Raw genomic sequence first — 13214 nt, 5'->3', positions numbered from 1 at the left:
GTCCTGTTTCCCTCCTGATTGGGTATGACAACAGGCTCGCCTGCCTGAACAACTGCCACAACAGAGTTAGTTGTTCCTAAGTCTATTCCTATAGCTTTACCCATATAATCACTCCTCCATCTCTTCTATATTAATCTTATTACTGTCCTCCGACTCTTCCTCTTTACGAGGTTTTTTAGAGCCACAAACAAGCGATGCCCTGAGAACCTTATCCCTGTACATATAGCCTTTTCTAAGTTCCTCGACAACCATGCCCTCTTCTATATCCTCCCTTTCTATCTGACTCATTGCATGGTGGAACTCCGGGTTAAAGGGTTTCCCAGTGCTTTCTATTGGGATCAAGCCGAATTTCTCGAGCGTCCTCATAAGCTCCCTGAGGGTAATCTCCACGCCTTCCCTTAGACCCTGAGACACATCGGCAGTCGAATGTAAGAGGGCAATCTCCAAATGGTCTATCGAAGGCAAAAGCTCATAGATAAGAGACTCATTTGCATATCTTACGAGCCATTCTTTGTCCTTAGCAGTCCGCTTTTTATAATTTTCGAACTCAGCATAAAGCCTGAGATATTTATCCCTGAACTCCTGAAGCTCTTGCTCTACGGACTTCTCCTCGGGGAGATAAACCTTTTCTTCTTCCTCGGCTACAGGTTTTTCTATTTCCTCTGCCTGCATTTCCTCTGCCTCGTTCATGTTATCCTCTTGCAAACTGTCCTCCGCTGATTGCAATCGATATGGTGCCAACTGCCGATTCCACCATGGGAATCGTCTTTGAGTAATTCATTCTCGTAGGTCCGATTATTCCAAGACAGCCCAGAGACTTGTCTCCCTGCTTATATGGTGCAAAGACAACGCTCAGCCCCTTCATCTCATTCATGGAGTTTTCCGAGCCTATAATCACATTTACCTCTTGAGGACAAGATAATCCCTCAAGGAGCTTGAGGATAAACTTCTTATCCTCTATTGTCCTGACTATATCCTTAACCCTGCTTGAAAGACCAGGCACTCCCAATAACTCAGTCAGAAGCCCAGAGAACCCTGACATGAATACATCATCAAACGAGAAACTCAATGCCTCCCTGCACAAAACCATTGCCTTTGACATAAGAATATCACAAAATGCCTTTTCCTTGGATACCTGTTCTGCCAGTGTAAGCCGTATCTCCTCGATGTTCAGACCCGAAAACTCCGAATTAAGATAATCGGAAATCCTGCTGAGGTCTTTCTGCGAGAGTCCGAAGTCAGTTTCGATAACCTTATTCTTTATAATCCCTTCGTTAGAGAGCACTACAGCCACTACCTGAGAGCCCCTGTACCTGTAAAGCTGAATCCTGTTCAGGGTAATTGCAGAGCCCAATGGAGCGGCAAAAGCAAGACAATGGGAAAGCGAAGACAAGGCAGATGTGACCTTTGACAGGGCAATATTTAAATCGCTCAAGGTCTCAAGATTCCTTTTCAATATATCGTAAAGCTCCCTGTCCACGCCTATCCCCTTTTCCCTCAGATAATCCACATATGCCCTATAGCCCTTGTCAGTAGGCACCCTGCCTGCCGATGTATGTGGCTGGCTAAGAAAGCCTTTCCCCTCGAGGTCTGCCATTATATGCCTTATTGTAGCAGGAGAAAGACTGAAAGAATATCTCTTCGTAATAACCATTGAACCCACAGGTAGAGGCATCGATATGTAGCTTTCTACAATTGCACAAAGAACCTTTTGAACCCTTTCTCCAAGCATCTTTATTAATTAACTCTCATATGGGATTAGCACTCTAAGCGTCAGAGTGCTAAAAATAGCATAGCAATTAATTTAAATTGAAGTCAAGCCACTACGGTTTTTTATGCCAGTTGACTTTGTCTTTGATTCCCTCTGTGACATATATCTTACCTTCGGTATCTATTATTATCCCATCGAATCCAAGCTCCCTCAAAAGCCTCATGCCTCTTTCAGGGCCCATAACGAATATACCTGTTGAGAAGCCATCCGAGAGTGCGCCTTCCTTCGAGATAACAGAAACACTTTGGCATCCACTTGCAGGGATGCCTGTCATGGGGTCAATGATGTGATGGTATCTACGACCATTTTCCATAAAAAATCTTTCATAGTCCCCTGATGTGGATATTGCCGAGTCTTGAAGCTCTATAGTTGCCATTATCTCATCGTCTTTAGACTTTGGTCTTGGGTTTTTTATACCCACAAGCCATGGCAATCCATCAGGCTTAAGACCAAATGTCTTTATATCTCCTGAGACAGCCACTATACCTCCTTTTATTCCTTTTCTTTTAAGAACCTCCACTGCCACATCAGCCGCATAGCCTTTTGCAATCCCTCCTGTGTCAAAGGACATGCCTTTTTTCCCAAGATAGACAGTGGATTTATTCTTATCCGTAAAAACATTTCTAAAACCTATAAGTGTGAGCTTTTCTTTTATAGAGCTATCAGAGGGCTTTGTCTTTTTCTTGAAATCATAGAGCCTGATAATAGGCCCTATTGTAGCATCGAAGCCACCTTCTGTTTTCCGAGATATATAAAGTGCCTTCTCTACCATGTCTAATGTAACTGGAGATACTTTCACCTTTTCCCTGCCTGCGGCACTGTTAAGGGCTGAGACCTCGCTTCGAGGGGACCAGAAATTAATCAATCCTTCTATCTCTTTTATCCTTTCAAATGCACTATCGATAGCACTCTCTGCGTTTTCCTTTGACTCCGACGAGACGGTTATAGTTACAACCGTATCCATGAGGATGGTGCTTTTCTTGTAGAGCCTCTCCCCATCTTTGCAGGAGGAGGCTATGAGGGTGCAAAGCAATAACTGAAACAGTATCTTTAGTATCTTTAGTATCTTCATATCTATTTCAGTTTCTCCTTCAAAACCATTCCTGTATATGAATGCATGCTCATGCTCACCTCTTCTGGAGTGCCCTCTGCAACAACCCATCCACCGTCTCCTCCTCCTCCTGGACCAAGGTCTATCACCCAGTCTGCTGATTTTACCACATCCGGGTTATGCTCTATAACGATAACCGTATTACCCATGTTAATAAGACTCTCTATGACTCCGAGGAGCTTTTCTATGTCTACGAAATGAAGTCCTGTTGTTGGCTCATCTAATATATAGAGGGTATTGCCTGTGGATTTTTTAGCCAGCTCTCTTGAAAGCCTTATTCTCTGTGCCTCTCCTCCTGAAAGACTCGGTGCAGGCTGACCTAACTGGATATAGCCCAGACCAACATCCTCTATGACCTCAAGCCTCTGCCTAAGATATGGTATTGGGCTAAAGAACTGGATTGCCTCGCTCACCGTCATGCTTAAGACATCGGATATATCCATGCCTTTATATTTTATATCCAGTGTCTCTTTATTGTACCTTTTCCCTTTGCAGACATCGCAGGACACATACACAGCAGGAAGGAAGTGCATCTCAACCTTCTTAATGCCCTCGCCTTTACATGCCTCGCATCTGCCTCCGCGAAGGTTAAAACTAAATCTGGAGGCTGAATAACCCCTGACCTTTGACTCTGTTAGCCCTGAAAAAAGCTCTCTTACAAATGCAAAAACACCTGTATATGTTGCTGGATTAGAGCGAGGGGTTCTGCCTAATGGCGACTGCGGAGCGCATATAACCTTGTCTATTTTTTCCATGCCCCTGATTTCTTTGTGCCTTCCCGATGGCTCTGTCTTTCCATATAGCTTCTGTGCAAGCCTCTTATAGAGTATCTCGAATATCAATGTGCTTTTCCCTGAGCCAGAGACACCTGTAACGCAGGTAAAAACCTTAAGTGGAATCTTTACGGAGATATTTTTAAGATTAAACTCCTGAGCACCAATGATTTCTATAAAATCAGATGAGGTTTTTCTTTTAGAGGGAATGGGTATGCCGAGTGTGCCTTTAAGGAACTTTCCCGTGACAGAAAACGGCATATCCTGAATCTCCGTAGGTGTTCCTTCTGCAACGACCCATCCGCCTCTGAGCCCTGCACCGGGTCCCATATCGATAACATGGTCAGCCCATCTTATGGTCTCCTCGTCATGCTCAACCACAATGACCGTATTACCCCTGTCCTTTATAGAGGAGAGGCTTTTCAAGAGCCCTCTACAGTCCTTAGGATGAAGCCCTATGCTCGGCTCATCTAAAACATAAAGGACACCTGTAAGGGATGAGCCAATCTGTGTTGCAAGCCTTATTCTCTGTGCCTCACCTCCTGAAAGAGTAAGAGAGGGCCTGTCCATGCTAAGATAGCCAAGACCAACCCTTTCTAAAAAGGACAACCTGTCTTTCACCTCTTTAAGGATTCTTTCCGCTATAATCTGCTCCCTTTCAGTCAATCTCAAGGCACTGACAAATAAGAAGGCATCTCTTACAGAAAGCCTTGCAAACTCGCCTATGTTTTTACCGTAAAGCCTTACGCTCAATGCCTCTTTGTTAAGCCTGAGTCCTCCGCATAGCCTACATGGCTCATACCCTGATAGGTCTTCGGCATCCTCTTCAATTCCTCTAAAACCAAGCCCCTTACACGAACTGCAGGCACCGAGCCTGCTATTGAATGAAAAAAGCCTTGGGGTTATCTCTGGAAAGCTTACCCCGCACTTAGGACATGCCATTTTTCTACTGAATAGTATGTCCTTGTGCTTTTCGATGAGATTAACTATAACGGTATCGGAATACCTGAGTGCTATTTCTATGGAATTCCTCAACTGCCTTTCAATGCTGGGCTTTCTTATAATCAGCCTGTCTATGACTATCTCGATTGTATGCCTCTTGTGTTTTTCGAGGGAGATATCCTGCATCAGGTCTGTCATATGTCCGTCGATTCTTGCCCTTACAAAACCCTCTCCTCTCATCTCCTCGAGCTCTTTTCTATATTCGCCTTTTCTGTCCCTTACTATTGGAGAAAGAATCTGGATGCGGCATGAAGATGGCAAAGCCATAACGGTTTCTATGATGCTTTCTATCTCCTGTGTTGTTATGTTAGAGCCGCATTTACTGCAAAGTGGCTTGCCAACCCTCGTATAAAGCACACGCATATAGTCGTAAATCTCCGTTATAGTGCCTACGGTTGAACGGGGGCTTTTGGTAACTGTTTTCTGGTCGATTGCTATCGAAGGAGAAAGTCCCTCGATATAATCTACATCGGGTTTTCCCTGCTCGCCTAAAAACTGCCTTGCATAAGCCGAAAGGCTCTGAACATATCTTCTTTGGCCCTCGGCATATATAGTATCGATTGCAAGCGAGGACTTCCCTGAGCCTGATGGGCCTGTGATAACGGTTATTCTGTCACGGGGTATAGATAAATCTATATTCTTAAGATTATGCTCCCTTGCGCCCCTTATAATAATCGAGTTTTGCATAGAAAAATAGGCTTAGGCATTTCGCTGTAGCTACTTTTTCACCTGAAGCTTATTAATGGCATTAATGTATGCCTTTGCTTTGAGTTTAAAGAGTCTTTCACGCATATGACTATACCCGTCTGTAGATAACAATTCCCTTTTTTCTTATCTCGCCAGCAATAAAATCATCTGACAAGGAATTGTATTCTTTTGTATTGAAGGCAAGAGGTTGTATGTCAAGTTTATATTTCAGTATATGCCTGAGGAAAAGAGACATATATTTATGGCGGTTTGAATCATTAATCTCTTTTGAAAATATTGCAATATCAATGTCGCTTTCTTTGTTCTGTGTGCCTTTTGCATACGAGCCGAACAAGACAGCCCTGTCTATTCGGCAGATGGCACTTATTTCAGCAACATAATCCTCAAGGCTCTTCATCACCGAAGGCTTGACTGAAGCCATTTAATATACCTCCTTGTTCTAATAAGTATATTATAAGCCTTTCTTTTGCTCAAGGTCTTAGAAACCTTCTGTTTATAGGTAGGATAACGACCTTCTATGTAATAGCCTGTAAGGTCTGTGAGTAAGTTTAACTGTTCATCTGTTATCTCAAGTTCAAGCAAGCCGGCAAGATAAACAAGGTTATGAGTTCGCGGGGCTTCTTTAGAAGTTTTCTTAATGTAAAGGGCTTTAAGATATTTTTCTATTGCCTGCTGACAGAGAAAAGCTGTATAGACATATCTACCCGACTTCTGCATAGACTCTGCGGTCTTCAGGTCATAATTTCCTGCATCGGTCCAGAAAGAGATTTTCTCAGCGGTTTTCATAACTTTTTACCCTAAAAAATAATCATCACAAAGATAAAAGTAACAATAAGATAAGCAACGCCACCCCACCCGATAACATAGGTTTCAAAATCATCAGGCTTAGAAACATCTCCCTTAGGCTCTCTGCACTCACGAAATGGCAAGCCAAATCGCTTATAAATATTCTCCAGGACTTTGCGCTCCGTTGACATCTTCTTTTGATAATGCTTCAGTATAAATATTGCGAATATAGTTCCAAGAAATAATATAACAGAAATATAAACCTTAGCAAAGTCTGGCATTCTGTCAGCGTAACTGATGAGAAATACTATACTCGCAGAGTAGAAACCAAAATTACGCCACTGGCTATTTTTGAATGCTTTAAGATTATCCGTAGCATTTTGATACAACAGGCAAATCTCTGCATGTTCTCTGTCAGATATAGTGCTTCCCTCATTTCCAGTATTTTCTGTCATTTTTTCTTCTCAGGCTACTTCCTCCCTGCAAGCTTATTAAGGGCATTAATGTATGCCTTTGCCGAGGCAGTGATAATGTCTGTGTCAGAGCCATGACCTCTGACGGTTCTTCCGCCTTCCTGTAATGTTACAGTTACCTCTCCTAAGGCATCTGTGCCTCCTGTGATGCTCATCACCTCATATTTAAGAAGACTGCTTTTTGTCTTCGTAAGGGATGCTATTGCCTTGTATGTGGCATCCACAGGCCCATCTCCATACCCGGTCTTTATTAATATCTTATTTTTAGCCTTGAGCTTTATCCTTGCAGTCGGCTTTTGTTTTAACCCGCTTTTTACCGATAGGTCTAAGAGGCTATATACCTCAGGGGCTTTTATAATCTCCTCTGAGACTAAGGTCTCGATGTCCTCATCGAAGATGTTTTTTTTCTGGTCAGCAAGGTGCTTGAATTTAAGGAATGCAGATTCCATCTCCTCGGGGCTAAGCTCATAGCCTATTTCATTTAGCCTTGCTCTGAATGCATGTCTCCCCGAGTGTTTTCCTAAGACAAGCCTTGCACCGCCAAGCCCAATGCTTTTAGGACTAATTATCTCATATGTGGTTTTTTCCTTAAGGAGTCCGTCTTGATGTATCCCTGCCTCATGGGCAAATGCATTTGCACCTACTATTGCTTTGTTTGGCTGAACAGGAATGCCTGTTATCTTTGTTACAAGCCTGCTTGTGCGCATAATCTCCTCTGTGTTTATCCCTGTGTCTGCATGAAAGAAATCCCTGCGGGTTCTTAACGCCATTACAACCTCCTCTAAGGAGCAGTTACCTGCCCTCTCTCCGATTCCATTGATTGTGCATTCCACCTGTCCTGCGCCATTTAGAATTGCAGAGAGGGAATTTGCAACTGCCAGTCCAAGGTCATTATGGCAGTGAACAGAGATGACTGCCTTGTGGATATTTTTTACCTTTTCCATCAACATCTTTATGAGTTTTCCAAACTCTGTTGGAATCCCATATCCAACTGTGTCAGGGATGTTGACCGTCCCTGCACCTGCATCTATGACAGCCTCTACAACCTCACATAGATAAGAGGGCTCTGTCCTTGTGGCATCCATTGGCGAGAACTCCACATCCTTAAGAAAACCCCTTGCAAACCTGACCATCTCAACAGACCTTTTGAGTGCCTCCTCCTTGCTTACCCTGAACTGGTATTTGAGATGGATGTCCGATGTTGAGTGAAATGTATGTATCCTTTTTCTTGGAGCATCCTTTAGAGCCTCCCACGCCCTCTTTATATCCTCTTCCTTTGCCCGTGAAAGACTGCATATGATAGGGCCTTCTACTTCGGAGGAGATTCTTTTTATTGCCTCGAAATCCCCTAATGAGCTTATAGCAAATCCTGCCTCTATAATATCCACGCCTAATCGGCTAAGCTGTTTTGCAAGGTTGAGTTTTTCTTCAGGGCTCATGGAGGCACCTGGGGACTGCTCGCCATCTCTCAGGGTTGTATCAAAGATTCTAATCGTTCTCATTTAAACTCTATCTGAACCTCGTTTAGCTCTACCTTGATGCCAGGCAGGTCTTTCACTATTGTCTTCAGTGTCTCCATTGTGTCGGGCTTTGATTTATTGAACTCATCGAGGGACTTCTGGCTTTCAAGAATCTTATTGAAGTCCAGCTCAAGCAGGGTCAGCTTCGAGCCCTCTCTGTGAGTTGCATTTGTTTTTGAGATAGAGCCTAACACTTCAACCGAAATAGAGACCTTCATGTCCTGAAACATCTGTTTCAGCATCTCTTTTGCTATTTCCTGCTGTGCCTTATCCTCTGGCTTGACAGTGCCCTGAGTGGCAGGCTTGTCTTTCTGAAACTTAGCAGATGGATGTCTTATTATCAGGGTAGATGTAGGTCCCTTTTTGAACTGAAATGTAATAAGCTCCTCCTTAGTCTCCTCGCCCGGAGCACTCGGGACATCTTTTCCAGGGTTCTCATTGATTCTCAGATTATTAATGTCAGTGAATGCATAAACAGCCTTATACCCCTCGAATTTCTCAGTTACAACCTTTTCCATGGACACAAAGGTTACTCCCTCGCCCATCTGAAGGGCTTTTTTCTGGATATCTTCTTTTGGGAATATCTCCTGTTCCTTTCCCTGCTCTGACGGGGGAGCCATTGACTGTATCATCTGAACCACATCTTTGCGCATGAGGACAGTCTCCTCAACTGTTCCGCTTCCATCAGATGATACCTTGATATTTATATCTGTCTCAATACAGCCCATGAGACCTGTAATTATAAATATCAGAAATGCTATCTTAATAAAGCCTTTCATAAAGCCTCCCTTGGATTTTTAAGTATTATATCTTAAAAACTAAAGTCTCAGCAATGGAGTGAGACCTTTTTGCTATCAGGTGGAGGGTTGTTTCTGCCTCTTCAGGTAAAGATAGGCATTCTCAAATATGCCGGTTAGGAGATAAAGCATCGAGGCAGTAAACAGGGCAATCTCTGTGTGCATAAGCACAAGTGCAAGCACGACTATAAATGCAACCAGTATCCAGAATGGCTTTCTCTTTGAGATGTCAATCTCTTTTATTGAGTGAAACCTGAGTGTGCTTACCATAAGGATTGAGAGTGCAACCACTAAAAGCAAAAAAAGGATGTTTTTCTGTGGCGACCAGCCCATCTCCCTATAAAATAGGACTGTTGTAGCAATTACAACTGCCGCTCCGGGAATAGGCATTCCTGTAAAGGATTTTCTTTCAGCAGAGCCCATCTGGACATTGTATCTTGCAAGCCTCAGTGCTCCGCATGCAACGAATAGAAATGCAGCTGCCCAGCCAATCCTTCCAAATGGTATAAGCGCCCATCTGTAAATCAGTAATGATGGTGCAACACCGAATGCAATGACATCGGAGAGGGAATCCAGCTCTATGCCAAAACGTGTTGTGCTATGTGTCCTTCTTGCAACCCATCCATCGAGCCCATCAAAAACCATGGCTATGATTATTGCCCATCCTGCATGTATGTAACTTGCCTTAATCGCTGACACTATGGCATAAAACCCTGCAAACATCCCGCAGAGGGTGAGTGCGTTTGGAAAAACATATATGCCTTTTTTCATAGGGTCATAATTCCCTTTCTGGCAGACTCATTATAAATTCAGGCTTGTATTTTGGTCAAGCTGGATTGTGAAGCCGCAATAAGCACTATGCACATTTCCTGATATATGCCCTTAATGCCTCATTAAGCAGGCTCTGGTAAGGGGCTTTTTTGGAGGTGGCAAGCTTTTTAAAAAACAAAAGTATGTCGTTGTCAAGCCTAATGGTGGTGGAGACTTTTTTGGGACTGAAGAACCTTCCACGCTCTCCTCTGGAGAAGTCGTATTCCCTCTTTAGCTCAAACTCTTCTTTTTTAGCTGATTTTCTCATATTGTTCCCTTTCCTTTTTAGTTGCTTTTCTGGCGGTTATGACCTTAATGACCTCTTCTGCTTCTTCGGTCAAATAATACATATGCCCTACGACTAAAATAATGCCGCTTTTTGTTGAGCCCAGAGTGACCCATCTTTCTTCAAAATAATCAAACCTTTTGTCTAATACGGATATGTGCAACGGGTCGTCAAATATCTCTTTTGCCCATTCAAATGAAACCCTGTGTTTTTTGATGTTGATTTTGTTTTTGCCTTCACCCCATTCAAATATCACAAACTATTTTAAGCTAAAGTAAATACAATGTCAATACATTTTTGATGATTTGTTTTAGACATGCCTGATGCCTTTTTTCATCTTATCTCTATAATGCCCTTTTCCACCTGTTGATAGCTCCTGTCAATCTCGGACTGAAGGCTTATTGTCTTTTGAATTGCTGTAACGATTCTGCAATAATGTTTTAGGGCTTCAAGCGACAAGCTCTTCCCCTTTCTGTCCTTTAGCCACTTTTCACAAACCTGATACCCGCCAATTTGATACTGCTGGAAGCCAAAGCGTATCTCATGGCAAGCCTCATCGGTCTCAACCAGCCCTACGCGTTCCCCGGCCAGAAGCTCGGTCAAATAGTAGTTTTTGCCGTCAAACATTATCTCGCCGCTTTGTTTAACGCGTCTGACTTCCACTTCTTCATCGTATTCCGGGGGAAGTATCTTCTCCGGATATCGCCTTGATGACGGCTCGTAAACGCTTGCTGGAGGACGTTGCCCTATCGATTCATGGGGTCTAACCTCATTATACTCGTCCTTAAACCTCTCCAGTCCGAAATCGAACTCACTCTCTCGTCCATAGGTCTCACCTCTCTCCATGGCATCGCAATACCTCCTTGCTCTGCCATTATACTGTTACCCATGTCCATAGGTTAATCTGTTACCTATGTTAGCAGGTTGCACCCCCCTATTCCCCCTTTGCTAAAAGGGGGGGATTATCATATCTTAATTTTTCTACCTTGTTGTCTCCCTTCCCTTGAAGTTTAGTAATAGGTGTGTCAGTCTCTTCTGATTTCATTAGATGTAGCTCTATGAGCCTCTCTCCATATTTAGCCATCTTACTAAATAGTTTATAGTCCTTTGTAAATGGAATCCTCGGGAAGTCTATCTTCAGAAACTCTGCATATTTTGTGCGGTAGGTGTTTGAGTAAAGGACTGCATAAATGTAATAGAAGATTTCTTCAGGGGAAGGGGTTTTATTGTATTCCTTTTTCAGCCTTTCAAGTAAAGATGGATTGAGGTTTGGTTTTTTTGCTTGATACTCTGCCTGTGGTTCAAAAATCATCAGAATACTACTTAAAGACCGCTTTTTAGGGTTGTCCTTTTTGTGGTAGAGGTAGAGGGGAAAGAGAAATCCAGCTCCTCTATTGCTGATAAAAAGCCTTCTATCCGATAGCTTATCTATACAAAAAGTATAGTTATAAATCTTTACAGGTTCATAGAGATATTGCCTCATAACTGCCAACCCAATATTTTCTTTGAAGAAATGCTTCATTATATCGTATCTATCCCTATCAATCAATTCAGGTCTATAACAGATAAACCTATTGTCAAATGGGCGGTAGGAATATGGCATAATTGATTCCTTCCAGTCTTCATTTTTTAGCTTTTCCCTCGTCTCTTTCAATTTGAAATCATGTGTATCTTTTAAATCCAATGCTTGTCTTACCAATTCATCAGGCAAATCACCAACAAATGTTCTCATTTTTTGTTTTATCTCTTCTTTTGAAAATCCAACTACAAAATGATCCCGATGAGTTGTTATACCGCTTGAGGACTGGACAAATATATCCTGAACTGACCAAAATTTTTCATATCTTGCCTCATGTGCAAAATCCTTCTCCACAAAGAAATAATAAGGCTCAGATGGTTCAAGTTTTATCCATTTCGTTGATTTAACATAATGCTTATTAAGATATTCATATTTCTTTTCTCTGAGCCCATAGACATCCTGATAAAAAACCTTTCCCAGACCCTTCTGTTTTTTACTCTTTACGAATATGGCAATTGAAACTCCCTGTTGTATATCAAAGACATTCTCATCCTTACTTCCATCAGGGCATTTTTCTTCAATCCTGCTATTTCCGTGGAGGTTTAAGATATATATCTCATTAAAACTTTTTAATAGGCACTTCCTCATTCCACGATGAATTAGTCCAGAAAGATAGGAATTATTGGTTATCATCCCAATAGCACCTATGCCAGCCTGCTCTATCTTCCAGTGTGCAAAGCGTATGAACTTTATGTAGTCATCAGAAAGTGGCTGGATGTTCCTTTCACCATGGACATCTTTTTTATAAAGCTCCATTTCTTTTTCAATAAAATCGGATTTATTTGCAGAGCTTACAGAATAAGGCGGATTTCCTAAGATTACAAGAATGGGCTTTTCCCTTTTAACCACACCTGCCATATGGGATTCCTCTGAAAGAGCCTGCATTCCCGGAAGCCTTGTCTGCTCAAGCTCCTTCATCTCCAGTGTATTGGTAAGATATAGCTTAAACCTATCATCATCCTGAAGCTTATAGCCCAATTCATCCAAGAGAAAGCCTATCTTTAGGTGTCCCACTGCATAAGGTGCCATCATCAACTCAAAGGCATAAAAGTTTTTAAGTATATGCTCTTTGATAAGGGTTTCCTTAGCACCTTCACCGTATTTAGAGACAAACTCATCTACTGCCAGTTTTGCTGACTCAGCCAGAAAGGTAAGGGTGCCTGCGGCTGGGTCTAAGACTGTCACATCATCATTTGCAAAACCATCTCTTTTGCCAAAATGCTCTTTTAAAATATGATGCAGGGAACGGACAATATAAGAGACAACTGGCTCAGGGGTATAATACACGCCTCTTTTTTCCCTCGTCTTTGGGTCATACACAGAAAGAAAGGTCTCATAAAAATGAACAACAGGGTCTTTGCCTCTGTGTTTATGGAAATACTCATCAAGGAGCTTACCTACATTCAATCTCGAAGTGCAACAGATGCGACTTCAAGGGGCGTCTTGTAGCCCAGACATTTTCTGGGCCTTGTGTTAATTAATGATGCTACCATTGCCACCTGCTCATTGGTTATTTTACCGAAGTCCGGGCCTTTAGGGAAGTACCATCTGACCAGTCCGTTCATGTGTTCGTTAGTGCCCCTCTGCCAAGATGCATA

Annotated in this window: 15 protein-coding genes; all 15 read right to left on the bottom strand. The window is 42.5% G+C overall.

Going from position 1 to position 13214, the window contains the following annotated elements; all coding sequences use genetic code 11:
- The coding region (locus tag HY805_01495; GenBank protein MBI4822890.1) for an Hsp70 family protein at positions 1–104 on the bottom strand (104 nt) is incomplete at its 3' end.
- Between the two features lie 4 nt (positions 105–108).
- The gene (grpE, locus tag HY805_01490; GenBank protein MBI4822889.1) at positions 109–705 is read right to left on the bottom strand and encodes a nucleotide exchange factor GrpE; all 597 of its coding nucleotides are present in this window, start codon (positions 703–705) and stop codon (positions 109–111) included.
- On the bottom strand, positions 692–1732 hold the full coding sequence (gene hrcA, locus HY805_01485) for a heat-inducible transcription repressor HrcA (protein MBI4822888.1): 1041 nt from the start codon (positions 1730–1732) through the stop codon (positions 692–694). Before hrcA ends, grpE begins: the two co-directional genes overlap by 14 nt.
- 91 nt (positions 1733–1823) lie before the next feature.
- The gene (locus HY805_01480; GenBank protein MBI4822887.1) at positions 1824–2843 is read right to left on the bottom strand and encodes an FAD:protein FMN transferase; all 1020 of its coding nucleotides are present in this window, start codon (positions 2841–2843) and stop codon (positions 1824–1826) included.
- 2 nt (positions 2844–2845) lie between these two features.
- Complete coding sequence (uvrA, locus tag HY805_01475; protein MBI4822886.1) at positions 2846–5344, bottom strand: excinuclease ABC subunit UvrA; 2499 nt, start codon at positions 5342–5344, stop codon at positions 2846–2848.
- Between the two features lie 109 nt (positions 5345–5453).
- Positions 5454–5786 carry a nucleotidyltransferase domain-containing protein gene (locus tag HY805_01470; GenBank protein ID MBI4822885.1) on the bottom strand — a complete coding sequence of 111 codons (333 nt, stop codon included), beginning with the start codon at positions 5784–5786 and terminating at the stop codon, positions 5454–5456.
- Positions 5762–6151 (bottom strand): HEPN domain-containing protein, encoded by a 390-nt coding sequence (locus HY805_01465; protein MBI4822884.1) that lies wholly within the window; start codon positions 6149–6151, stop codon positions 5762–5764. Before HY805_01465 ends, HY805_01470 begins: the two co-directional genes overlap by 25 nt.
- Positions 6152–6162: 11 nt before the next feature.
- The gene (locus HY805_01460; GenBank protein MBI4822883.1) at positions 6163–6606 is read right to left on the bottom strand and encodes a hypothetical protein; all 444 of its coding nucleotides are present in this window, start codon (positions 6604–6606) and stop codon (positions 6163–6165) included.
- A 14-nt stretch (positions 6607–6620) separates the two neighbouring features.
- A complete protein-coding gene (locus tag HY805_01455) occupies positions 6621–8126 on the bottom strand; it encodes a 2-isopropylmalate synthase (protein MBI4822882.1) in 1506 nt (501 codons plus the stop codon).
- Positions 8123–8923, bottom strand: a complete 801-nt coding sequence (locus tag HY805_01450; protein MBI4822881.1) for a hypothetical protein — start codon at positions 8921–8923, stop codon at positions 8123–8125. Before HY805_01450 ends, HY805_01455 begins: the two co-directional genes overlap by 4 nt.
- 75 nt (positions 8924–8998) lie before the next feature.
- Positions 8999–9712 carry a CDP-diacylglycerol--serine O-phosphatidyltransferase gene (pssA, locus tag HY805_01445; protein ID MBI4822880.1) on the bottom strand — a complete coding sequence of 238 codons (714 nt, stop codon included), beginning with the start codon at positions 9710–9712 and terminating at the stop codon, positions 8999–9001.
- An 85-nt stretch (positions 9713–9797) separates the two neighbouring features.
- The gene (locus HY805_01440) at positions 9798–10019 is read right to left on the bottom strand and encodes a BrnA antitoxin family protein (protein MBI4822879.1); all 222 of its coding nucleotides are present in this window, start codon (positions 10017–10019) and stop codon (positions 9798–9800) included.
- On the bottom strand, positions 10003–10293 hold the full coding sequence (locus tag HY805_01435; protein MBI4822878.1) for a BrnT family toxin: 291 nt from the start codon (positions 10291–10293) through the stop codon (positions 10003–10005). Before HY805_01435 ends, HY805_01440 begins: the two co-directional genes overlap by 17 nt.
- A gap of 77 nt (positions 10294–10370) precedes the next feature.
- Positions 10371–10883 carry a hypothetical protein gene (locus HY805_01430; GenBank protein MBI4822877.1) on the bottom strand — a complete coding sequence of 171 codons (513 nt, stop codon included), beginning with the start codon at positions 10881–10883 and terminating at the stop codon, positions 10371–10373.
- An 88-nt stretch (positions 10884–10971) separates the two neighbouring features.
- A complete protein-coding gene (locus HY805_01425; GenBank protein ID MBI4822876.1) occupies positions 10972–13041 on the bottom strand; it encodes an N-6 DNA methylase in 2070 nt (689 codons plus the stop codon).
- Positions 13042–13214: the final 173 nt, after the last annotated feature.

The sequence above is a fragment of the Nitrospirota bacterium genome (assembly GCA_016207905.1).
In the GTDB taxonomy this organism is placed as follows: domain Bacteria; phylum Nitrospirota; class Thermodesulfovibrionia; order Thermodesulfovibrionales; family JdFR-86; genus JACQZC01.
Note: the sequence above shows the minus strand (reverse complement) of the source record. Positions and strands in the feature narration are given on the sequence as shown.

Excerpts from the sequence above, each read along its gene's own strand:
- hrcA (MBI4822888.1), bottom strand. The coding sequence starts at position 1,732 with ATGCTTGGAGAAAGGGTTCAAAAGGTTCTTTGTGCAATTGTAGAAAGC.
- HY805_01480 (MBI4822887.1), bottom strand. The coding sequence starts at position 2,843 with ATGAAGATACTAAAGATACTAAAGATACTGTTTCAGTTATTGCTTTGC.
- uvrA (MBI4822886.1), bottom strand. The coding sequence starts at position 5,344 with ATGCAAAACTCGATTATTATAAGGGGCGCAAGGGAGCATAATCTTAAG.
- HY805_01470 (MBI4822885.1), bottom strand. The coding sequence starts at position 5,786 with ATGGCTTCAGTCAAGCCTTCGGTGATGAAGAGCCTTGAGGATTATGTT.
- HY805_01465 (MBI4822884.1), bottom strand. The coding sequence starts at position 6,151 with ATGAAAACCGCTGAGAAAATCTCTTTCTGGACCGATGCAGGAAATTAT.
- HY805_01460 (MBI4822883.1), bottom strand. The coding sequence starts at position 6,606 with ATGACAGAAAATACTGGAAATGAGGGAAGCACTATATCTGACAGAGAA.
- HY805_01455 (MBI4822882.1), bottom strand. The coding sequence starts at position 8,126 with ATGAGAACGATTAGAATCTTTGATACAACCCTGAGAGATGGCGAGCAG.
- HY805_01450 (MBI4822881.1), bottom strand. The coding sequence starts at position 8,923 with ATGAAAGGCTTTATTAAGATAGCATTTCTGATATTTATAATTACAGGT.
- pssA (MBI4822880.1), bottom strand. The coding sequence starts at position 9,712 with ATGAAAAAAGGCATATATGTTTTTCCAAACGCACTCACCCTCTGCGGG.
- HY805_01440 (MBI4822879.1), bottom strand. The coding sequence starts at position 10,019 with ATGAGAAAATCAGCTAAAAAAGAAGAGTTTGAGCTAAAGAGGGAATAC.
- HY805_01430 (MBI4822877.1), bottom strand. The coding sequence starts at position 10,883 with ATGGAGAGAGGTGAGACCTATGGACGAGAGAGTGAGTTCGATTTCGGA.